The organism is Acaryochloris sp. IP29b_bin.137 (genome assembly GCF_028285745.1).
Taxonomy (GTDB): Bacteria; Cyanobacteriota; Cyanobacteriia; order Thermosynechococcales; family Thermosynechococcaceae; genus Acaryochloris.
Window position 1 is genome coordinate 1 of the sequence record NZ_JANQOP010000372.1, and the last position, 20531, is coordinate 20531.

The following is a 20531-nucleotide window of genomic DNA, read 5'->3' on the forward strand; positions in this document are numbered from 1 at the left end:
AACAAACAACACTATTTTTTAACTTATCGTAATATTATAAAGGAAAGATACTCATAAAAAAATGCAATTTTCTGACCCTGCAACAGTTCTTATCATAACCATTTTGGCTGTAACCATTGCCTTTACTGCGGTTTCACTCTATACAGCCTTTGGTCCTCCATCCAAACAGCTCGCTGATCCCTTCGAAGAACACGAGGATTAATTCGCTACTTTTGCCCGAATAGCTCACGTTTAGCGAAGTAAGGTATCTCTTGATACAAGCTTGCTAGGATGGCTTTGCGGCACGTCTAGAGTGAGTCCATGCCTCAAAATAAAAATATTGCCCTCCTTGCCTCTATCGGCCTGACATTAGGCTTGAGCGCGGGCGGGCTGCTACTTTTGCAAAATACTGCCCCAGACCTATTACCCAGTTTACTAGGGCCATCAGCGGACAATGGGGGGACTCGGCGAACCAAAGGGACCTTAAAGGTCTTGGGGGATACATTTAGTGGTTACAGCACGTTTCGCAGTGATGCGTTTAAAGACGCGTTAGGGGAACCTGGGATTCGTCTGGAATATGCAGATGAATTCGACCAATCTGAACGAGCCCAGGCGCTTGGAAAGGGCAAAGCAGATTTCATCGTCACGACCCTCGATCAGTTTCTAAAGCAAAAGCCAAAGGGCAAAATTGTGGGATTGATCGATCGAACAGTGGGGGCTGATGCGGTGGTACTAAATACCCGCCAGTTTCCCCAGCTCAAATCCTTGATCAATCTGAGTCAGCTCGTACAGCAAGGACAATCCAAACAATATGCCATCGTCTATGCGGGTGATACGCCCAGTGAATATTTGGCGCTGGTCTTAGATACCAAGTTTGATGCCTTTAATCTCTCTGATTTCCGTGTGATTAAGGTGGAAGATGCCTCTCAGGCTTGGAAACTGATGCAGGATACGAAGGAGAATGTTGCGATCGCAGTGCTCTGGGAGCCTTTTGTTTCTCAAGCTCGCAAGCAAGGCCACACCGTCGTTCTCTCCAGCAAAGATGCGCCGAATACGATCGTGGATATTCTAGTCGCTTCGGACAAAGTGATCCAGTCCCAGCCAGAGCAAATTTCTGCGTTCCTCGCCACCTATTATCGACGGATCGAATCGGGCATTAGCAATACTTCTCAGATGCAAGACCAAATTGCTGCCGATGGAAGTCTGTCTGCGGCTGATGCAGATACGGTCCTCAAAGGGATCAACTTCTTCACCGCCCTAGAGGCTCAGGGATGGATGCAGCAAGAAACGCTCAATCAGCGAATTACATCAACAGCTGCGGTACTGGTCCTCGCGGGCAATTTAAACCAAGTGCCGGATGACCCTGCACAACTCTATGATCCTCAATTTATCAGTCAAGCCGCTGAGAATACGAAAAAATTAATTGATATCGTTCGGGCTGATAATCCAGAGCTAGCGCAAAAGTTAGAAGGGAAAACAACCGCTCCCACGGCAGCCAAACCGTCCGCTGACATTAAATCTGCCCCCAGTATTGGCAACCTCAAAGTGCGCGGGGAAGTTAAGTTTGCGGTGGGTGCTGCTGATTTAACCGCCACAGGTCGTCAAACGCTGGATAAGCTGTCCCAGGAAATCGCAGAATTTAACCCCGATACCATTGCGGTCCGGGTTATTGGCCATACCTCCAAAACAGGATCTGCCAGTTTGAATCAAACCCTGAGCCAACAACGGGCTCAAGTGGTTGTTCAGTACCTTAAACAAATCGGCATTAAGCAAACGATTCAAGCTGAGGGGAAAGGATTCAGTACACCGCTACCCGGGATTTCACCTGCTGATGCCCGCAATCAGCGAACTGAAATTCGGTTGGTGCGCATTAGTTAGCCCTATGTTTTAAGGCTGGCACAGTTTCTGAAGTAAATCATAGAAGGGTTGCCAGTCATCCTCTGCCACAATCGGCTCCCAAATCGCTTCAATTTGGGGACGCGTAATCACCGTCAGGGGATTGTGCTGCAGTCGCTGTCTAATCGCGTCCATTTCAGTATCAGGATATTGCTGGAGCAAGCGGTGATAGAGCTGTCGCCATTGTTCCAACTGTGCTTGCCATTGCGGCAGACTCAATAGCTCTGACTCACTGAAAATATGGCCTGGATCAACGCGCCAAGTGTCTTGAAACTGTAGCCGTAATTCAGCGAAGAAGTCATGGTATCCGACTTGCGATCGCTGCAAAAAATCCAGCGTCAGTACCAGCAAATCTTCCGCTTCCGTCGTGTCCGTGGGCTCAAACCCCAGTTTCCCTAGCATTCGCTGACGATAGGCAGAGTAGTAATGCTCCTTAAATGTTTCCAACCCCGCATCTAAGTCAGCCTGGGAAATCACAGCCACCAGAGGTCGCTGCAGCATTTCCAAATTCCAATGACACATGGTGGGCTGGTTGCCATAGCTATAGCGCCGAAAATGATCGAAATAGGCAGCGGTGAAGTTTGGATCTAGGGTTTGAATAAAGGCGTAAGGCCCGTAGTCAAAGCTCTCTCCCGTAATCGACATATTGTCCGTGTTCAGGACGGCATGGCAAAACCCTACCGACATCCATTGGGCCACCAACTCCGCCGTTCGTTGAACTAACTCGGCATAGAAGCGAGCATATGCATCTGGCTGTTGCCAGAGGTGCGGATAGTAGTACTGGACGACATGATCCAGTAATGTTTGGGTTAAGTCTGGTCGCTGCAGCGCCAGTAGCCGTTCAAAGGTGCCGAAGCGAATATGGGACCGACTAAACCGCACCATCACTGAAGAGCGGGTGGGAGAGGGTTCATCCCCCCGCCATAAGGACTCTCCCGTCTCGATTAAACTCAAACAGCGCGATGTTCGCACCCCTAAATGATGGAGTGCTTCTGCCGCTAAGACCTCTCTCACTCCCCCCTTGAGGGTCAAGCGACCATCAGCGCTGCGGGAATAGGGCGTCGTTCCTGATCCTTTGGTGCCTAGATCATAAAGTTCTCCATCCGTCCCTCGGATCTGGCCGTATAAAAATCCGCGGCCATCTCCCAATCGAGGGTTGTAGTCTCCAAATTGATAACCGTGGTAACACAGGGCCAGTAAGGGTTCTCGATTTTGAAATTGGCCATAGGCTTCCACAAAATCGATATCGCTGATCTGTTGGGCCTCGAGTCCCATTTGGCCCAGCACATCATCATTGCGAAATCGCAAGACGTGGTGCGGGAATTCAGCCGCTGCGACTGGGTCATAAAATCCCTCTCCTAAGGATTCCAATGCCGGTTCAAACGCTAAGCTGAGCAGCAGGTTCGTTGTGGATGGGTCTGACATAGAGAAATCAGGTGATGGCCCTTGAAGTTAAGAGAAGGGAGAATCCATCTCAACCAACCCCAGGAATGATCCCCTTGCTTAGCCGTTGGATAGCGCTATTGGCCACGTCTTTATACCCTACTTCACCTGAGAGGAGCTGGCCCATTCTGCGGGTGGCGCTGGGGCGCTTGACCCCAATTTGATAGCCAAACTTGGGTACCCGGTAAAACACCCCTGCGAGTCGTTGGGCCCACTTCATATCACTGCCCCATTCAGCAGCAATCACTTCAGAATACTTTTCCAGGGCGTCGTTCTGACCAGATAGAGCGGCATCAATGGCCTCAGATGCCTTTAAGCCACTAAACATGGAAGGACGAATACCTTCGGCCGTGAAGGGGTCGACGACGCAGGCCGCTTCGCCCGCTAAGAGCGCATTCTGAGTATGAAGGGTTTGATCGCCACTCCACAGGCAAAGGGGATGACCATGCTGACGGATGGATTTAAAGTCAACGCCAAACATCTTGGAATATTCAGTGACAATGGCCCGTAAATCTTGACGCTCCCCCCCTCGAAAAGCCCCAATGCCGATGGAATAGCCATCTGCTTTGGGAAAGTTCCAAATATAGCCGTTTTTAACAAGGCCAAATTCAAAATGAACTGTCTCAGGATTCTCAATCTCTGTCATCGCTTCGGCTTCCAAAGCGCCACCGAGTTGGCGCTTGCGTTCCTTAAAGCCTAACCATCTGGCCATGGGTCCTTTGGCCCCATCCGCCGCGATCAGATATTTCCCGGCAACGGTCCCGTTGGCAGTATTCACCTGCCAATGATCGGATTGAAATTCAATCCCTTTGACTTCCGTGTTGTCCCGCAGTTCTGCCCCCTGTTTTTGGGCTTGCTGAATCAAGTAATGATCAAAAATATCTCGACGCACCATCCAGATCGGCTCTGGCGTCTGTAAGTCCGCTAGCACCACATCTTCCATATTCCAGGTGTAGCGAACGGTCTTCACCTTTAGGGAAATGGCGGGCGAGAAATCAAAGTCAAACCACTCCGCTACCACGGGCGAGACGCCACCGCCACAGGGTTTATAGCGGGGTAAGGTTTCCTTTTCTAGGACTAGAACAGAGCGACCTTTCTTGGCGAGATGATAGGCTGCGGTTCCGCCTGCTGGCCCCGCCCCGACAATAATGCAATCAAACATATTAAACGGTGGTGATTTCTTTTTCCTTCTCGGCCAGGATTTTATCAATTTGGCCGGTGTACTTATCGGTCAACCCCTGAATTTTGTCTTGCAGATCTTTGGATTCATCTTCAGAGATGTCACCACTTTTACCCTGTTTGCGAGCGGTATCGATGGCGTCTCGACGGATATTGCGAACGGCCACTTTTCCCTCTTCAGCAATCTTGCCTGCCATTTTGACAAAGTCTTTACGTCGTTCTTCCGTTAAAGGGGGGATATTGAGGCGGACGGCTGACCCATCATTGTTAGGGACGAGACCTAAATCGGAAAGAGAGATGGCTTTTTCGATATCGGTTAAGCTACTCGGGTCAAAGGGTTGAATGGTAATCGTGCTCGCGTCTGGGGTGCTAATGGTCGCTAAGGATCGCAGCGGGGTCTCGGTGCCGTAATAGTCCACGGTAATCCGATCGAGTAAGGAGGCATTGGCTCGCCCCGTCCGAATCGTGTTGAGGGACCGCTGCATGGCCTCAACAGACTTCTGCATTAACGTTTCGGCCTCAGCTAACTTCACAAGAACCTCCCACAATAGTGCCAATGGATTCGCCCAATAGGGCCCGCCGAATATTTCCAGAAACGGATAGATCGAAGACCAGAATCGGAATGTCGTTGTCTTTGCAGAGTGCGATCGCAGTTCCGTCCATCACTTTTAAGTCATGGGTGAGGACATGTCCGTAGGTCAAACTATTAAATCGCTGAGCATTTGAGTTGATCTTCGGATCGGAATCATACACCCCATCTACCTTGGTGGCCTTCATAATGATGTCGGCATCAATCTCAGCAGCTCGCAATGCGGCGGTGGTGTCAGTGGTAAAAAAAGGATTGCCAGACCCAGCGCCAAAAACGACCACCCGACCTTTTTCCAAATGACGCATGGCCCGACGACGGATATAAGGTTCGGCCAGCTCCTGCATGGATATGGCCGTTTGAACGCGGGTGGGAATGTCCATCTGTTCTAGAGCATCCTGCAGCGTCATGGCATTCATCACCGTTGCAATCATGCCAATGTAATCTGCGGTTGCTCGGTCCATGCCTGCCGCCGCACCCTTAACGCCACGGAAGATATTGCCACCTCCCACGACGATGGCCACTTGTATGCCTTGGCGGGTAACATCGGCGATTTCTTCAGCAATGCCTTGCACAATGGTGGGGTCGATACCATAGGGTAAATTCCCCATCAGGGCTTCACCACTGAGCTTTAATAGGACCCGCTGATAGGTATTCCCCATGCAATGATGACTGTGATTACTCAAAATGCTCCCCAATTAACATAGCAGGATTAGGGCTCAGGCGGAGGGTTAAAAATGATCCGATGCAAATTTTCAGAAACAACCTAAGGGATGATGGAAAGGATGCAAGCCGTCATGGGTTGGTCGTTGAAGCAAAACCGTTGCCCCTCTCTTCAAAACCCATGATTGGGCAAAATCGCTACGGTTAAAAACAGATAGTAAGTGTTGAGAATAAGGTTGCAGATTATGAGGTCCCTGTTTCACTGGACATTGCGAAGTTTATGCGTACTGCTTTTGCTGTTCAGCATCGAACTCCCCTCCACCACACTTCCAGCCTTTGCCGATACCGCTTCTCCGCCCTACACGACTGAGCTAGAAACTCAGGTTGAGAAGCTGTTCCAAAAAGCCATGGAAGCCACCAATAACGGAAATTTTACAGCTGCAGAACAATATTGGACTGATGCCCTGGAATTCCTACCCCAGAATCCAGCGATTTGGAGTAATCGGGGTAATTCCAAAGTGAGTCAAGGTCAGTTTGAAGCGGCTTTAGCGGATTATAATCGTTCGGTGGAATTGGCGCCTGACCAGCCGGATGCTTATCTAAATCGAGGGACGGTTTATGAAGGATTGACGAATTGGGAGGCTGCGATCGCAGATTACAACAAAGTCTTAGAACTGGACCCGCAAGATCCTGCTGCCTTTAACAATCGCGGAAATGCCAAGGCAGGGCAGGGGAATTGGCAGGAAGCCGTGGCCGACTATCAAAAAGCGGCGGAGTTAGCCCCCCAGTTTGCTTTTGCTCGCGGAAATTATGCCTTGGCTTTGTATCAAATTGGTGAGCAAGACGAAGCCATTCGCACCATGCGCAATTTGATTCGGAAATATCCCCAATTTGCCGATATGCGGGCTGCCATTACTGCAGCCCTATGGCATCAAGGTCAAGTTGGAGAAGCTGAAAGTAACTGGGTCGCTGCCATTGGCTTAGACTCCCGCTATAAAGATACCCACTGGCTGGCGGATGTGCGACGGTGGCCACCTGCTCTGATTGAAGATATGGCAAGCTTCCTGAACTTAGCAGAGCAAAAAGGCACCTTTAGTCCATGACCAAAAGGGGACTAGCTCCAAGGGAACCTTGGCGGTAGTATTCACTTAATCATTTCGTCAGTCCTTGCGATGTCCTTAGAGCCCGTTCAGCAGGTTTTAAAGTCCTTAAAACAAACTCAATGGCAGCAGGAACAACAATTCGTTCGTCTACTAGATACTTGGTCTCAAATTGTTGGTCCTGCCGTCGCTGCTCAATCCCAACCCATTCAAATTACGGCTCGAAAGGTGTTGCTTGTTGCGACCTCTAGTTCCGCTTGGGCACAGAATTTAGCTTTTGAACGCAATCGGATTCTCCTAAAGCTAAATACCCAAACCCAGCAGGCGTTGACAGATATTCGGTTTACAACCAGTGAGTGGCCAAGGCGGTCTGCCAAGCCTCGGCGGCTGAGCGTCCCCCCCCCGATCACGCCAGTTAACTTAATGCCCCCACACCCGCTACCTCAGCTTAAATCGGGTTCGAATCCATCGGATCCAACCGCTGCATTTGATCGATGGACTGAAGCAATACATCAGCGTTTTCAGGGATTCCCAACCTGCCCACGGTGTCAATGTCCAACCCCAATCACGGAATTGAAGCGGTGGACGGTTTGTAGCTTATGTGCAGTCCGACCGATCGAACAGCCTATTGATGCCCCTAACCCTTCAAACTCCCCGTGAAGTGGAGTTGCGATCGCAGTCCAAGTCAACGTTCCAAATATCCTTCTGGGCAAGGAACCCGCCATCGGGCAATCCCTTAGCCACCGATAGGGATACGGTTCTGCGCTCAGCAAAAAACTAATGCCACACAAAGCTATGCTTAGCGCCTTTAGTCACGCTGGTAATAGACCTTCTCACCGTGATCCGGTACATAACGGCAATCTTGTAACGCAGTCCATAAGCTCTTCCAAATTGGATCCGAGGATTTCCGATAGTACTCCCCTAACACTGGCTTAATCGCTTCCGTCGCAGTCAGCAAATGATAATGAGGCATCCCTAGAAAAATATGATGAGCAACATGGGTGCCAATATTGTGATGAATGGGGTTAATGAAGCCATAGTCGTGATCAATCGTCGAAAGGGCTCCCTTTAAAAAATACCAATTCTCGTCGGGATACCAGGGGATACTGGGAACCGTGTGGTGAAGGAGCGTCACAACATCTAACCAAACCACAAAAACCAGATAGGCCCCCAAATAATACTTGATAAAAAACCACCACCCATAGTTGTAGGTCAACACCGCCAAGAAAGCGACCATTGCCCCCCAGAGAACCGTGCTGGTAATGACATCCCACTTCTCAGAGGGTTTAAATAATGGGCTACTAGGTAAAAAGTGTGACCCTTTCCGACCCGGTGATCGCTTGAATAGGTAAATGGGATAGGCCAACAAAGTCAAATAGTAACGAACAAATTTGACGTCTTTGGGCATATTTCGATAAGCCGTTTCCGTGGGCGGGTACCAACTTTCATCGGTCGCTAGGTTACCCGTGTTGGCATGGTGTGTGCGGTGGCTAATGCGCCATCCATGGAAGGGGACCAAAATGGGGGTGTGGCTAAGATGGCCAATAAGGTCGTTGAGCCATCGGTATTTTGAGAAAGACCGGTGACCGCAGTCATGACCGACCACAAATAAAGCCCAGAACATGGTGCCTTGCGCCACCCAAAATATTGGCCAAAACCAAACAGCATGGATTTGAGCGGCAATGGCATATAAACCCGCGATAATACCGATATCTAAAAAGAAATAAGATAGGGATCTCCAAGCTGAAGACTCAAAACAATGGGGGGGAATAGCGGCTCTGATGTCTTGAAGGGTGAAGGGTAACTCTCGGGACCCAGCGACAGCGGAGTCTTCTGTTTCAACAGTGATTGAGTTTTGCACGAAGTTTTAATGCTTCCTTAGGATATATGAGTCGTGTTTCATTCTATCCCTTAACAAGTCGTAATTAAAACCAAGTCATTACTCCCAAAAATGTTTACATAAATTTAAATATTGAGGGGTTAGCTTAACAATTCTTAGTATTGGCTTGGAGTAAACCGGATGAGTGATCAAAGTCAATTCGCAGAAAGGTCAAAGAGACTAAGCTCAACTGTGGTCCGGTGTGTCTTCGCTGCTAAGTTTGGGCGAGTTCCTACGGGTGGATGGGACCCCTCACGCAACATAATATACGTATCCTCTAAGCCAATATTCAGAAGATTTTGCTATGAATACCACTCCAAGCCTGGTTAGAAAATACTTTCAGATTAACCCAGCATCTTTACGCTCACTGGGCGTTATCAGCGTACTTCTGCTGTTGGTCAGCGGCTGCAGTTCATCAAGCTCCAAATCAAAACCCAAACCCCCAACAAACATCCCTGAGACGATAGCCTCCCCGGCTCCGCTCGACTCAAAACCAGTAAAAATGAAGCTAATTGTAGACTCCCCACAATCGCTACGGGTCAAGCAGGGAGACTTAATTGTTAAGGGGCAAATATTGGTTGATCGGTCAGCAGCACGTCAACAAATTCTGGCGCGCCGCCAAAAGGTTCAGCAAGAGGCGGTATTGTTAGCCGCAACAGAAGACATTCCAGTCGCACCTCTGAACTCCACAGCAGCAGAAGCACAAGTCAAACAGGCCCGAGAGCAGGTCCGTCGAGCTGACGCAGCCATTCAGGAGTTTCTGGCAAACTCTCCTTACACGGATATTGCCCGCCAAACCCTCCCGCTTCCCGATGAGGAAAAGCAGCTAGCTCAGCTGCAACTGGCTAAATCCAACGCTCAGGTCCAGCTCCAACAGGCGATTGCCCAACTCAATTCCCTGAATTCGACTCAAGCCCAGCAGGGACAAACTGATTCATCCACTAAGAAAAAGCGCTTGCTCAATGAGCTGAAAACCATCGAGTCGCAGCTTCTGGCATTGCAGGATATTCAGTCTCCCCACGATGCGATTGTCGAAAAGATTGAGTGGCAAAAGAAAGATAAAAATGGCATGACCGTGGAATTGGCATTGGCGGTCCATTCCTTGTCTGATCCCCTTCCACCGCTTCCCAGCACATCGAACGATCCCTTGTTGTCGGTTCCGGGAAGTACGCCTGCACTCCCCACGGGTGGACAACCGTTCCCCAATATTCCTCCGAATCCAACCAACCCTCTGGCCCCCTCTACCTCTACAGCTCCCCAATCCACTGCTCCAGTTCAAATTCCAACCACCTCTCAGAGACGTTAGTTAGATCTGGGGTCGGTGAGCAGGGGACTTCTAGGCAAGTGATGGTCGTTCTGATTTGAGTGTGTTAGGTTAGACCACTGGACCAAAGGCGTGCGGTGAGGCAGCGGTTCAGATTCTGGATATCTGACTGGCACCTTGAAGCTGTGAATTGCTAATCGGTGTACCGCCAAGCCCACAAGATTGATCCGCCATTTCTCGATTAGCTCAGCGGGAGAGCACCGAGACAGCCTCGGGGGACGTAGGTTCGAGTCCTACATTGAGAAACCTGGAAGCTAGCTCAGTTGGTAGAGCATCAGACTCACACTCTGACGGACACAGGTTCAAATCCTGTTCTTTCACCCCCCAGCCCTGGGTAGGGGCACCTCGTTTGGGACGAGTTCAGTGGACACGGGAGAAATCCCAAGGTGGTTCGAATCCACTTTTAGATGCACTCGGTTGTTGGCGTCGCGTCATGATGCTCACCTGGTGATGGTCGTGACAACAGCCAAAAGCCAGCGCGATCGCAGTTGAGGATCGGCTTGAGTGGGTTCTTTTGCGGCGCAAATTCTGGGGGAAGCTCCAGAGGCTGCCCCCGCAAACGGCCTATCTGTTGGAGACTGGACTAACGCTTAACCTTCGGGTTGAGTTGCGGTTCAGTCCCACCTTAATCCAGCCAGTCCCAGGCGATGGCCCGCACTGTAACTGTTGATGCCAGCAGCTCCGGGTGCTTTTAGATGTGCAGATGGACCTGCACGAGAAGAAGAAGGAAATATCAATGTTTAAGTCGTTTTACATCAAGCCCCATGAGCGGGGCATGTTATTCTATCGCAGCAAGTTTGAAATGTTTTTGCTGCCAGGCACCCACCGCCGCATGGGGTGGCATTGGCATGTGAAGACCTTTGATTTAAATCAGCCCCAAGCTCAGATCGACCATTTGGAGCTGTTGTTACAAACCCATGCCCACAGCATGAATGAGTACTTTACCGTGGTGCGTACGGCCCATAACCAGGCGGCTCTAGTGCGGTTAGGACAGCAATGGTGCACGATTGGTCCCAACCAACTGCAATCCTTTTGGCGTGGCTTTATTGAAGTGGAGGTGCATCTGTTTAACCTGGATGAAGGGATTGAGCTGCCTTCCCAGTTTGTCCAGCGGTTGCGGGATGTGACATCACCCGATCTACACCGGGTTCAGATCCCAGAATCACAGTTGGGGATGCTGTATGAACAGGATAATTTTGTCCGACCGCTAGCCCCTGGCGAGTATGGGTTTTGGACGTGCGATCGCAAGGTCAGTATTACCCGCTATGATCGCACCCGTCCTGATCCAGATCTGGCTTTTGAAGCGGTGCTGATCGAACAGCATCCTGATTTTGTTGCCAGCCACTGTGAATCCGTGCAGTTGGGGAATCAGGAAGTAGCCATTGTCCGCCATCAGGGCAAAGTCATTACGATTTTGCCTCCTTGCAGTCGCCAGCTGTTCTGGCAAGGGGTTGCTGTAGAGGTGATTGATATCAGTGAAGATGCCAAGCTTTCTCCGGCATTGGTGGCTGAGCTGGTCGCTGGCTTGCCGGAAGTGTTAGATCTGACCTTGGATGCCTTGCATATTCTGGAAGTCCCAGCCCAGCATTTAGGGTTGCTATATGAAGCCAGTGCGTTGATGGATACTCTATCTCCCGGCTGGCATGTCTGGTGGACCTTTGGTCGCTCCTGGAAAACGGAAGTGGTGGATCTGCGTTTGCAAACCCTAGAGGTATCGGGTCAGGAAATTTTGTCCAAGGATAAGGTATCTCTGCGCCTAAACCTAACGGCGGGTTATCGGATTACAGATCCGGTGCAGGCCAAGACGGGCTTAAGCAATATTGAAGACTATCTATACAAGGAGTTGCAGTTTGCTCTGCGCTCAGCAGTGGGGACAAAGTCTCTGGATGAACTCCTAGAAGATAAGGGGGCGATTGATGCCAGTGTCTCTGACTATATTCGCGAGAAAACGGAGCAGTATGGGGTTGCGATCGCATCCGTCGGCGTCAAAGACATCATCCTGCCTGGAGAGATGAAGTCCATTCTCTGTCAGGTGGTGGAGGCAGAGAAATCTGCCCAAGCCAACGTTATTCGCCGTCGGGAAGAAACGGCTGCCACGCGCAGTATGCTCAATACCGCTAAGGTAATGGAGAGTAATCCCGTAGCTCTGCGCTTGAAAGAGCTGGAGGTGCTGGAGCGGATTGCCGACAAAATTGAGCATATCCATGTTAATGGCAGTCTCGATAGCATCTTGACAGAGATGATCCGCATTAACGGCTCGAGAGAATAAGGTCAACCGGAGCTAATTCCCTGCTATTAGCTCCTTGCTGAGGCAAGCTATGGAAGCAGTGATCTTTGTGGGAATTCAAGCGACGGGCAAATCGACGTTTTATCACCATCAGTTTGGGCGGACGCATATGCGGATTAATCTGGATATGCTGAAGACCAGGCATCGTGAGCAACAGTTTTTGTCCACCTGTCTGGAAACCCGCCAACAGTTTGTGGTGGATAACACCAATCCCACTCTGGTTGAGCGACAGCGGTATATCCAGCCTGCTCAACAGCAGGGTTTCTCAATCATGGGGTACTACTTTGAATCGAAGCTGGCGGCTGCCCTAATGCGGAACCGCGATCGCAATCCTGACCAACGAATCCCAGATAAAGGCATCCGAGGTACTGCCGCTCGCTTGATCCTGCCGACCTATGACGAAGGATTTGACCAGCTGTTTTATGTTCGGATTCTTCCGAATCAACAGTTTGCGGTTGAGGATTGGCAATCATGAAATTCTCTGAACTAGATGCCAAACTGAGAGTTTTTGAAACAGCCCATGACATCTGTGTCTTACCTGGACTGCAGATGGTGGCTCGTTTAGATGGCCGTAATTTTACGCGCTTAACCAAAGAAATGCATCACTTTGAAGCTCCATTTGATCCCAGGTTTCGCGATGCTATGGTGGCAACCGTTCAACATTTAATGAACTGCGGCTTTCGAGTGATTTACGGCTATACCCAAAGCGATGAAATCTCTCTACTGTTGCACCCAGAGGAGCAGACATTTGCACGAAAGCTACGCAAACTCAACTCCGTATTAGCCGCAGAAGCTAGCGCCACACTATCACTGACGCTGGGCAGTATTGCCGCCTTTGACTGCCGCATCTCCCAACTGCCAACGGTTGATTTAGTTACTGACTACTTTCGATGGCGACAAGAAGATGCCCACCGCAATGCTTTAAATGCCCATTGCTACTGGATGTTACGGAAACAGGGAGAGTCAGCTGGTACCGCAACAGCTAAATTGGAGAGACTATCGGTTGGGGATAAGAATGAACTGCTGTTTCAACAGGGCCAGATCAACTTTAACAACTTACCCAACTGGCAAAAACGAGGCGTTGGCTGTTATTGGCAGTCTTATCAAAAGCAAGGAGTCAATCCGCTTTCAGGGCAAACCTCTCAAGTGACCCGCATGAAAATCAGTATTGAACCTAACTTACCTATGAAAGATGACTATAGCCAATTTATCCAGAACCTGATTGCTGCTTAACGAATGCACATTATGCATTTTTGCAACCAACCCATTCGACTCTTCATTTTCGTAGTTTCTTATGGGCAATTACAATACCTTATCTGCATTCAAAATTACTTTCAACGTCAAATAGTAGACGTTTTAAGCAGATAATAGTAGGCACTATCATAAAATTTGCCGTACCATCTCCAATTCCCTTTAACGATTTTCTCGCGAGTAAATCCTGCTTTTTCCAACACACGATAGGACGGTATATTACACAGTGTCACCCCTGCCTCAATCCGCTCAACATCCATGTAACCAAATAACCAATCTCTGACTGTGAGTAATACTTCCGTTGCATAACCCTGATTATGCTCTCTAAAGTCGAGAAAATATCCGATTCGGCAAACCTTGTCCTCTAAATCAGAGTACTCGGCCTCAAAGCACACTTCAAAAAGACCAATCGTATGTCCTTCTTTTCGTATAATCCAGACGAATTGGGTCGGGTCATGGTAGCTGGGTTCTAACCATGCCTTAACGTCATCGACACTGCTAGCAACATATTGGAAGTCTTCTATGCTTTGTCTCTCTTTAGCAATAGCATAAATGGCTTGTATGTCAGCTAATGTCAGAGGTTCAAGAGTCAGTCTTTGGGTGCAAAGGGTTGTGGCCATCATACATCCACCTCCTACACATCACGACTTTCTATGTTGCCCTTGTTACCTAGCCCATGCTGGACCGTTGTTGATACTCAGACCCATCATCCCAAGGTAGCCAAAGTATTTTTTTCAGCATTGCTGGACGCAGATATTTCGCCCTTGATACATTAATTCCCAACTTGCTTAGCTTCCGCTACTCGGAGTCGTCTTAATTCTCGCAATGCATCTTGCTGACGCTGATCGCCCCGTTTCTGATAGAGATCCGCAGCTTTTTGGAAATCTGCTTTTGCCCCTTCAACATTGTTCTGAACCTCTTTGACAAATCCGCGATTAAAGTAAGCAACCGCATAGTCCGGCTCTAAGCGAATCGCCCTATTATAGTCTTGGATGGCTTCTCGATAATTTTTGCGATTATATTTAGCCAAGCCCCGACCATTGTATGCATCTATCAGCTGGTCATCCAGCTCCAGCGCTTTATCAAAGTCCGCTAACTCACCTTTCCAATCCCCCAGTTTGCCTTTGGCGTGAGCGCGGCCATTATAGGCATTGGCATTCTCTCCATCCAGGCGAATCGCCTGATCATAGTCTGCCAAAGCAGCGCGAAACTGACCTAAGTCATAGTGCGTGCGGCCCCGGTTCCGCAACGTATCTTCGCGTTTCGGGTCAATGCGCAGAGCCTGATCGTAGTCTGAAAGCGTCCCCTGCAAATCCTTGAGGTTGTATTTGGACAATCCCCGGTTGTGATAGACATAGGCATATTGACGATTGAGTCGAATCGCCTGATTGTAGTCCTCGACCGCCCCTTGATAGTCCTGCAAGGCATGTTTCGCAAGCCCCCGATTACCGTAGGCATTGGTATGTCGGTCGTCTAGGGTCAAAGCCTGGTTATAGTCGGACAGGGCGGCCTGATAGTTCTGGAGGCCGTATTTGGCTAGCCCGCGCTCGTTAAAGGCATCAGCATTCTGGTCATCTAGATCAATAGACTCGTCATAATCTGCGATCGCACCTTCATAATCTCCCGCCCGATACTTCTCATACCCACTCCGGAGCAGGGCTTCTGATCGGCTCATGGGCGATACAGATACGGTATTGTTAGCCTGTATCGCAACGTATCCAATCCCGAATACACCGATCAAACCGAGAGATGCGATCGCAGCCCACATTTTCCCAGACAGTTGGGGGAATTTCCCAGGCAGAGTGGAACGAGTGGGCAAGGTGATTTTTGGCAGTGGCAACTCCGGTACCACCTTCAGATCTTGCAATACTTCATTGGCAGACTGATAACGTTGAGCTGGTTCAATTTGCAGTAGCTTATCGAGAATTTTTTGGAGTTCAGGACTGAGGGATTGAGCTATATATTGCTGCCAGTCCTCGCTCCAGAGGTAATTGAACTCTAAAGACAGGTGATAGGGAGAGACATGGCTGAGCAAGTGGAAACAGCTCGATCCCAAACCGTACAGATCGCCCACAGGCGTCGCTCGTCCCCGCTGAATCTGCTCGGGCGAAGCATAACCCGGCGACCCGACAATAGTGCCAGCCCCAGCATGGGCCATTGCCGTTTGTTTCAGTAGCTTCGCCACACCGAAATCAATCAGCACGTGCTTGCCATCTCGCCGTTGCATGATGTTGTCAGGTTTTAAGTCACGATGAATCACCCCTTGATCATGCAGGCTTTGCAAAACGGGCAATACATCCAGTAGAACCTGGCGAATTTGTTGCTCACTAAAGGCTCCGTTCTGCTCTAGTAGCTCGATCAGGTTGTGGCCATCCACATACTGCTGGACGAGATATAAATTCTGACCTTCCTGGAAATAGGCCGTCAGCTTGGGAATCTGCGGATGATGTCCCAACTGCTTGAGCTGTCGGGCTTCGCTGGCAAACATCTCAATCGTTTTTTTCTGTTCCCAAGCCTCTGTTGCTTGGTAGGTGAGCTTCTTGACCACACAAGGCTCATTCAGCCGATCTAGATCTTCCGCTAGATAAGTATTACCAAAGCCACCTCGACCGAGGGGCTTGATCACCTTAAAGCGGTCTCGCAACAAGTGAACGAGGGGCGTGCCACATTGCTGACAAAACTTGTGGGAATCAGGATTAATTGGCTTTTTGCAGTCAGGATTTAGGCAGCAAACCATTTTTCTTCTCTGGGGCTAGAGTTTGCGAGTCTCAGGAGGAACACATTACTCTATCGTTAATTTAACGCTGCCCTATGCATTTTGCAGGATTCAGACTCAAAACATTGCAGTCTGTATTATGTCTGGGGAACGTAGTCATGGCTAACAAACCAATCGACGGCCTCTTGCAGCGCCTGGCGGACTGGGGTTTGGGGCAGTCCCAATTCTTGAATCGCTTTGGCAGGGTTGTAAAACATCATTTGCTTGGCCATTTGTACCCCAGCTAAAGGCACAGAGGGGGTTTTGCCCATCGCCGCCAGAACCACTTCATCGATCCAAGCGGTGGTCAGGGGAATCCATGCGGGAATCTCGCCTTTGGGAGCAGACAATCCCGTTAATTCAGCCAGCACATCCAGCATTTCTTTTAGGGTCATATTCTGATTCCCCAGAATATAGCGCTCTCCCGTTTTTCCCTTTTCTAGGGCCAGCAGATGGCCGCGAACCACGTCTTGCACATGGATTAAGTTCAGTCCGGTATTCAAGTAAAAGGGCATCTGCCGCCGCAGAAACCGCAAAATCATATCGCCTGTGGGCGTGGGTTTAATATCCCAAGGACCAATGGGAGTGCTGGGATTGACAATCACAATATCCTGGCCCCTTTGGACGGCTTTATGGGCTTCCTGCTCTGCCCAATATTTCGACTTTTTATAGTCACCAATCAGCTTCTCCACCGGACTCTGATAGGTTTCATCGGCACTATTCCCTGCTTTAACGCCAATGGCGGCCACAGAACTGGTGTAAACGGTGCGTTCAGTCCCTGCGTCTCGGGCTGCTTGTAGGAGATTGCGAGTGCCCTCCACATTACTTTGCCAGAGCTGTTCGCGGTCCGCCCGCCAGAGGCTGTAATGGGCTGCTACATGAAAGAGTGCCTGACAGCCTTGTAATTTTTGACTCAAGTCGTCATCGGTGAGCTGTCCAGTCACCTGCTCCATGTCTAACCCCGCTAGGTTCGTCAGATCGCTTTGCGGTCTTACCAGGGCTCGTACTTGATGGCCTTCCGACAACAGTAAGCGAACTAGATTAGCGCCGATGAATCCGGTTGCACCAGTTACAAAAACATTTAATTTGGCCATAACTCAGGCTCTTTGCCACTTCGGGTGGTCTAGTAGACGAGGTAGATATTCTACCTAACAAGCATCAGCAAAGAGACAAAAGACCTCTTGCATAATTCAACTAACGATATGGTAGAGGACTTAAAATTCGAGTCAGATCGCGACATTCTTTGCGTAAGTAGCACATCATGAAATGAATATTGCAAGAGGCCTAAAAGAGAACAATACCTAAACAACGCTAGCGTACAATGCACGAAATGTATCGCACCGGTCTTTGGAAGCGCAAACTTTTCAACCCTAGTCTTTTTAAGACAGTAAACGGCTGCATCCTTCTTGAATCCTGAATTAACCGATTTTGAATCAATAATCTCTCTATTTTGGATTTAAAATACTTTTAATGGATAATATCTCCAGAATCGGATATTTATGCTTCTATCCGTATACTTGGTAGTTATGCGGCCAAAACTCTTCCGTGCAGGCTGGTGCTTCGAAGTACAAGTAAACCAACATTACCAATGACGCATCATTGGTAATGTTGGTTAAGCTGACAATATCTGTATACCTTTTCATGAAGTATGAGAAAGGAAGCCAAGATATTTAATTGGACTCTTGAAGGAGTTACAGCACAATACGCAGGTGAAATATTATTTGATGTACCTGAAACAAGGTCAGTTAGACAGGAGTGCAGGGATTCATATTTGTCCTGTCTTGATGATTGGTTTTTTGCCATTATCTATGGAGATAGTATTGAAATTGCTTCACCTGGAATGGTGGGAGATTCACGACCAGGCCATGACCTAATAGATCTTTTCAGCGAATCTGTCAAAATTGTTTCTCCCAAGTCAGATCAATCTCCCAAGACACTTCTTGAAGACGTAGAATTCCGAACAGTGGTTGGGAATGATTTACAGCGACTAGATCGATCTCTCACAGGATGGGAGATGTATTGGAGGCAATGGATTACGCGAGAAGCCGCAGCTTTTTTCGGAGATGATTCTTCAGTATTTGAGGCAGGAAAATTTGGAGAATATCACTTTAAGAAGAAACCGCCGCTCATCTTTGACAAAGAGTTGGTCAAATTAATTCCAGAACGTCCTGTGAAATCGCTATCTTCGGTAGTTGAAAAACATTTAGCAAATCATTATTGGGAGCTGCCACATCGCGATGCTATTCAAGAATTTGTCTTATGTAATTTCCTTACTCTAATAACTATTTCTCGTTGGTATGATACATCAGCATCTTTGAGTGGGAATATTCATTTACCTTCCCGTGTCCGGTCTCTTGTCTATCATTCTGCTCGAATTGGTAGCCTTGATAGCAATCTCGAAAGAGTACGGTCAACTATGACGAGAAATGCGTTGGGCATGATACTTGAAACCAATCCAGACGCTCAGCCTCACACTTTAATGGAACTAGCTTATGAACTTCGTGAGGACAAAAGAATAATTAAAGTCAGGCAACTTCTATCAACTTTATTTCAAGAACTCGAGATTGGGCCTGATAAGTCTGTCAATAAATTGGTGTGCGACATCAGCACACTTTCACAAAGAGCATCCAAGTCATCAGAACTTCTTAGCTCAGTTCGTATCGAGCGTGAATGGCAACCTAGTGTAGAACGAGCAATTCAGCGTGTAGAGAAAACACTCGGTAAGCATAGAGGTTACTATATAAATACTCTTGAACGCTTGTTTCCAGAACTATTTGGTAAACCATCTATAATTCAGAGTTTTATTATGAAAACTCATATCAATCAATATGGCTTAGGTGATAATGTCGCGGGCGATAAAGTCATGGGCGATAAAATTGATATCCAAGTCAATAACTCTCAAGATCTGTGGCAAGCAGCTAAGGATATTCAAGATTTATTGAATCAGCTATCAAAAGATTATCCTCATGATAGTAATAGGGTTTTAGGTGCTAGGGCTATTGATAAAGTTGAAAATAATCCAGAATTACAGTCTCGAATCATGAGAGGACTCAAAGCTGGTAGTTTTGCAGCTTTAAAGAAAATGATTGATCATCCCGTCGCCACATTCTTCATTGAAGGGACAAAGGAAATATTGAAGCCTTAACTAAACATCAACCGTTTTACGCAGTAGCATAACAATTTCAATGCTCCATGACCAACGATAGATTATCTGCTGTGGGTTATTGGAAACGTAGTCCACTGGTAGAAAATCATTCGGTTTTACATAAACAATGAAACCCACACTTCATGTTTACGCAGGAAAATTCGCATCGCGCGACGAGGCATGCCTGTACACCGAAGCACAGTGGGAACCAGAACCCAATGAACGAAGAATACGCTACATGGGAAAATCGCAATCCGACTTGGCAGTTCCGTGAGGATCTTGGCAACATCTGTTTGGACTCAGATTTCATCGAAACGATCGACGGAACCTAACGATATCAATACCTCGAATCCTACCTTGCTGATCAAACCGACATAATCGAAATCCAAGATGCTGCCGCTGATTCCAATATTCTGTTGATTCTGTTCCCAGACGCGATTGATGGATTCAATACAGCTCTTTATTCAACGCCAAGAATGATGTACTGTGGTGCGTTGAATTTCCAGTGGTCGTAGTCCAGGACTTAACCGCATACTCATGATGTGGATCATCACGCGATGTATCGAAACGAAGAAATCAAATGGTTTCAAGATAGTGAATCTTTCGCCACCATCTGGTTTTTACGGGCATAATCCTTTCTCTAAATTTAGATCATCCAACGAGAACAACATCCATCACTTAAGGCTCATGGACAAAAGAAGGATTGGCAGGTTTCGGTGTAATCAGTCCATCTTCCACATAGACTACCCGATCAGCGATATCCATAATCCGGGGGTCGTGAGTCACCATAAGGACAGTACAGCCTTCTTTCTTGGCTAATTTTCGCAGCAATTCCATAATCGTATGGCCCCGCTGATAGTCTAGGGCTGCCGTAGGTTCATCTGCCAGAATTAGCTTGGGATTTCCGGCTAACGCTCTTGCGATCTCAGCTTCTATCATTCTGGAAAAGTCAAACACCTCCGGTAAAACCGGAGGCTTGGAAGAGCCCCTTAAAGGGGATTTAAGTCGCTGGTCATAAACTCTCACTTTTTGCTCTTGACGGCA

Annotated in this window: 18 protein-coding genes and 2 tRNA genes; 11 read left to right on the forward strand and 9 right to left on the reverse strand. The window is 48.4% G+C overall.

Going from position 1 to position 20531, the window contains the following annotated elements; translation table 11 throughout:
• Positions 1-61 precede the first annotated feature (61 nt).
• Both psbN and Q0991_RS24875 read left to right on the forward strand, forming a co-directional pair.
• On the forward strand, positions 62-202 hold the full coding sequence (psbN, locus tag Q0991_RS24870) for a photosystem II reaction center protein PsbN (protein ID WP_010477325.1): 141 nt from the start codon (positions 62-64) through the stop codon (positions 200-202).
• A 98-nt stretch (positions 203-300) separates the two neighbouring features.
• Positions 301-1857, forward strand: coding sequence for a phosphate ABC transporter substrate-binding/OmpA family protein (locus Q0991_RS24875; protein ID WP_299493759.1), 1557 nt, complete (start codon positions 301-303; stop codon positions 1855-1857).
• A 9-nt stretch (positions 1858-1866) separates the two neighbouring features.
• Here the strand turns inward: Q0991_RS24875 and Q0991_RS24880 are convergent, their stop codons facing one another.
• Genes Q0991_RS24880 through pyrH form a run of 4 tightly spaced genes read right to left on the reverse strand, consistent with a single transcriptional unit; the run spans position 1867 to position 5745 of the window.
• On the reverse strand, positions 1867-3300 hold the full coding sequence (locus Q0991_RS24880; protein WP_299493761.1) for a YdiU family protein: 1434 nt from the start codon (positions 3298-3300) through the stop codon (positions 1867-1869).
• A 49-nt stretch (positions 3301-3349) separates the two neighbouring features.
• On the reverse strand, positions 3350-4480 hold the full coding sequence (locus Q0991_RS24885; RefSeq protein ID WP_299493764.1) for a geranylgeranyl reductase family protein: 1131 nt from the start codon (positions 4478-4480) through the stop codon (positions 3350-3352).
• Between the two features lies 1 nt (position 4481).
• Positions 4482-5030, reverse strand: coding sequence for a ribosome recycling factor (gene frr / locus Q0991_RS24890; protein WP_299493766.1), 549 nt, complete (start codon positions 5028-5030; stop codon positions 4482-4484).
• Positions 5017-5745, reverse strand: a complete 729-nt coding sequence (gene pyrH / locus Q0991_RS24895; RefSeq protein ID WP_299493792.1) for a UMP kinase — start codon at positions 5743-5745, stop codon at positions 5017-5019. Before pyrH ends, frr begins: the two co-directional genes overlap by 14 nt.
• A 246-nt stretch (positions 5746-5991) precedes the next feature.
• Between pyrH and Q0991_RS24900 the strand changes: the two genes are divergently transcribed.
• Positions 5992-6849, forward strand: coding sequence for a tetratricopeptide repeat protein (locus tag Q0991_RS24900; RefSeq protein WP_299493768.1), 858 nt, complete (start codon positions 5992-5994; stop codon positions 6847-6849).
• A 69-nt stretch (positions 6850-6918) separates the two neighbouring features.
• Positions 6919-7506: a DUF721 domain-containing protein gene (locus tag Q0991_RS24905; RefSeq protein WP_299493770.1), complete on the forward strand. Its 588-nt coding sequence runs from the start codon at positions 6919-6921 to the stop codon at positions 7504-7506.
• A gap of 148 nt (positions 7507-7654) precedes the next feature.
• On the opposite strand, the gene Q0991_RS24910 is transcribed toward Q0991_RS24905, so the two are convergent.
• Positions 7655-8707 (reverse strand): DUF3474 domain-containing protein, encoded by a 1053-nt coding sequence (locus tag Q0991_RS24910; RefSeq protein ID WP_299493772.1) that lies wholly within the window; start codon positions 8705-8707, stop codon positions 7655-7657.
• A gap of 520 nt (positions 8708-9227) precedes the next feature.
• Between Q0991_RS24910 and Q0991_RS24915 the strand changes: the two genes are divergently transcribed.
• The 6 genes from Q0991_RS24915 (at position 9228) to Q0991_RS24940 (ending at position 13569) form a co-directional block, all read left to right on the forward strand.
• Positions 9228-10031 carry a hypothetical protein gene (locus tag Q0991_RS24915; protein ID WP_299493774.1) on the forward strand — a complete coding sequence of 268 codons (804 nt, stop codon included), beginning with the start codon at positions 9228-9230 and terminating at the stop codon, positions 10029-10031.
• Positions 10032-10224: 193 nt separating this feature from the next.
• A tRNA-Leu gene (locus Q0991_RS24920) sits at positions 10225-10294 on the forward strand.
• A gap of 3 nt (positions 10295-10297) precedes the next feature.
• A tRNA-Val gene (locus tag Q0991_RS24925) sits at positions 10298-10370 on the forward strand.
• Positions 10371-10785: 415 nt separating this feature from the next.
• The gene (locus tag Q0991_RS24930; protein WP_299493776.1) at positions 10786-12318 is read left to right on the forward strand and encodes a slipin family protein; all 1533 of its coding nucleotides are present in this window, start codon (positions 10786-10788) and stop codon (positions 12316-12318) included.
• 49 nt (positions 12319-12367) lie between these two features.
• Positions 12368-12811, forward strand: a complete 444-nt coding sequence (locus tag Q0991_RS24935) for an AAA family ATPase (protein WP_299493778.1) — start codon at positions 12368-12370, stop codon at positions 12809-12811.
• On the forward strand, positions 12808-13569 hold the full coding sequence (locus Q0991_RS24940; protein ID WP_299493780.1) for a tRNA(His) guanylyltransferase Thg1 family protein: 762 nt from the start codon (positions 12808-12810) through the stop codon (positions 13567-13569). Before Q0991_RS24935 ends, Q0991_RS24940 begins: the two co-directional genes overlap by 4 nt.
• A 107-nt stretch (positions 13570-13676) precedes the next feature.
• Here the strand turns inward: Q0991_RS24940 and Q0991_RS24945 are convergent, their stop codons facing one another.
• The 3 genes from Q0991_RS24945 to hpnA all read right to left on the reverse strand — a co-directional run bounded on the left by Q0991_RS24945 (position 13677) and on the right by hpnA (position 17436).
• Positions 13677-14210, reverse strand: coding sequence for a GNAT family protein (locus tag Q0991_RS24945; RefSeq protein ID WP_299493783.1), 534 nt, complete (start codon positions 14208-14210; stop codon positions 13677-13679).
• A 149-nt stretch (positions 14211-14359) separates the two neighbouring features.
• Complete coding sequence (locus Q0991_RS24950; protein WP_299493785.1) at positions 14360-16324, reverse strand: serine/threonine-protein kinase; 1965 nt, start codon at positions 16322-16324, stop codon at positions 14360-14362.
• A 116-nt stretch (positions 16325-16440) separates the two neighbouring features.
• Positions 16441-17436, reverse strand: coding sequence for a hopanoid-associated sugar epimerase (gene hpnA, locus Q0991_RS24955; protein WP_299493787.1), 996 nt, complete (start codon positions 17434-17436; stop codon positions 16441-16443).
• A 554-nt stretch (positions 17437-17990) separates the two neighbouring features.
• On the opposite strand from hpnA, the gene Q0991_RS24960 reads away from it, so the two are divergent.
• A complete protein-coding gene (locus tag Q0991_RS24960) occupies positions 17991-19487 on the forward strand; it encodes a hypothetical protein (protein ID WP_299493789.1) in 1497 nt (498 codons plus the stop codon).
• Between the two features lie 678 nt (positions 19488-20165).
• On the opposite strand, the gene Q0991_RS24965 is transcribed toward Q0991_RS24960, so the two are convergent.
• Positions 20166-20531, reverse strand: a 366-nt coding sequence (locus Q0991_RS24965; protein WP_366525064.1) for an AAA family ATPase, incomplete at its 5' end; no start/stop codon positions are given.

Excerpts from the sequence above, each read along its gene's own strand:
- psbN (WP_010477325.1), top strand. The coding sequence starts at position 62 with ATGCAATTTTCTGACCCTGCAACAGTTCTTATCATAACCATTTTGGCT.
- Q0991_RS24875 (WP_299493759.1), top strand. The coding sequence starts at position 301 with ATGCCTCAAAATAAAAATATTGCCCTCCTTGCCTCTATCGGCCTGACA.
- Q0991_RS24880 (WP_299493761.1), bottom strand. The coding sequence starts at position 3,300 with ATGTCAGACCCATCCACAACGAACCTGCTGCTCAGCTTAGCGTTTGAA.
- Q0991_RS24885 (WP_299493764.1), bottom strand. The coding sequence starts at position 4,480 with ATGTTTGATTGCATTATTGTCGGGGCGGGGCCAGCAGGCGGAACCGCA.
- pyrH (WP_299493792.1), bottom strand. The coding sequence starts at position 5,745 with ATGGGGAATACCTATCAGCGGGTCCTATTAAAGCTCAGTGGTGAAGCC.
- Q0991_RS24900 (WP_299493768.1), top strand. The coding sequence starts at position 5,992 with ATGAGGTCCCTGTTTCACTGGACATTGCGAAGTTTATGCGTACTGCTT.
- Q0991_RS24905 (WP_299493770.1), top strand. The coding sequence starts at position 6,919 with ATGTCCTTAGAGCCCGTTCAGCAGGTTTTAAAGTCCTTAAAACAAACT.
- Q0991_RS24915 (WP_299493774.1), top strand. The coding sequence starts at position 9,228 with ATGAAGCTAATTGTAGACTCCCCACAATCGCTACGGGTCAAGCAGGGA.
- Q0991_RS24930 (WP_299493776.1), top strand. The coding sequence starts at position 10,786 with ATGTTTAAGTCGTTTTACATCAAGCCCCATGAGCGGGGCATGTTATTC.
- Q0991_RS24935 (WP_299493778.1), top strand. The coding sequence starts at position 12,368 with ATGGAAGCAGTGATCTTTGTGGGAATTCAAGCGACGGGCAAATCGACG.
- Q0991_RS24940 (WP_299493780.1), top strand. The coding sequence starts at position 12,808 with ATGAAATTCTCTGAACTAGATGCCAAACTGAGAGTTTTTGAAACAGCC.
- Q0991_RS24945 (WP_299493783.1), bottom strand. The coding sequence starts at position 14,210 with ATGATGGCCACAACCCTTTGCACCCAAAGACTGACTCTTGAACCTCTG.
- Q0991_RS24950 (WP_299493785.1), bottom strand. The coding sequence starts at position 16,324 with ATGGTTTGCTGCCTAAATCCTGACTGCAAAAAGCCAATTAATCCTGAT.
- hpnA (WP_299493787.1), bottom strand. The coding sequence starts at position 17,436 with ATGGCCAAATTAAATGTTTTTGTAACTGGTGCAACCGGATTCATCGGC.
- Q0991_RS24960 (WP_299493789.1), top strand. The coding sequence starts at position 17,991 with ATGAGAAAGGAAGCCAAGATATTTAATTGGACTCTTGAAGGAGTTACA.